This window comes from Nonomuraea mesophila, assembly GCF_004352805.1.
GTDB classification, from domain to species: domain Bacteria; phylum Actinomycetota; class Actinomycetes; order Streptosporangiales; family Streptosporangiaceae; genus Nonomuraea; species Nonomuraea longispora.
The window spans coordinates 1-708 of the sequence record NZ_SMLD01000408.1 but is presented as its reverse complement, the minus strand read 5'-3'; the positions used below and the strand labels follow the sequence as shown (position 1 = coordinate 708).

Below are 708 nucleotides of genomic sequence, written 5' to 3'. Positions count from 1 at the left end.
GAGGTCATGGGGATGGTGAGGGAGCCGGCGGGTGTGCCGACGTTGGCGGGGGCGGCGGAGTGTTTGCCGGACTGCTCGCCTGACAGGTGCACGGTGAGCCGGCCGGGGGCGGCGCCGACGGCGAGGGGTTCGACGGTGACGCGGGCGGTCAGGTCGTTGTGGTCGATGTTGCGGCGCAGGTGGGTGAGGTTCTCGGGTACGGGTTCGTAGGCGATGAGGGTGCCGCCGGGTGGCAGGTGTGCGGCGCCGGTGCAGGCGTAGACGCCGATGTTGGCGCCGACGTCGAGGATGGTGCGGCTGGTGGCGGCCAGGCGTTCGAAGAGGGTGACCTCGAACTCTTCGTAGTAGCCGGCCGAGACGGAGGGCATGATGGTGGCGTCCCAGGCGGGGCCGGTGAGGGTGAGGCCGCGGTAGCGGGCTTCGACGTCGCGGCCGGAGGTGGTGGCGCCGAGGCGGAAGACGGTGTGGTAGAGGCGGTTGACGAGGGGGAGGCGGCGGACGCTGCGGCCGCGCAGCAGGGTGCGGGCGAGTTTGCTGCGGTTGGCGGCTCTGGCCGCTCGCATGACCGTGACGGCTGCTTTCTTGCGGAGAGGTTCACTGGTGGTCATGGTGTGAGTCTGCTTCAGACGGCGGCTCGGTGGGCGCGGTTGGCGGGATTGGTCGCGTGCCGGGGCGGATGGCAGGCCTGGGCGGGTCGCCGTACGGGGG

At 71.6% G+C, this 708-nt stretch carries 1 protein-coding gene; it reads right to left on the bottom strand.

The genetic code is table 11. The annotated features are described in order from the left end of the window. On the bottom strand, positions 1-608 hold a 608-nt coding region (locus tag E1295_RS48300), incomplete at its 3' end, for an FkbM family methyltransferase (protein ID WP_132642131.1). Positions 609-708: the final 100 nt, after the last annotated feature.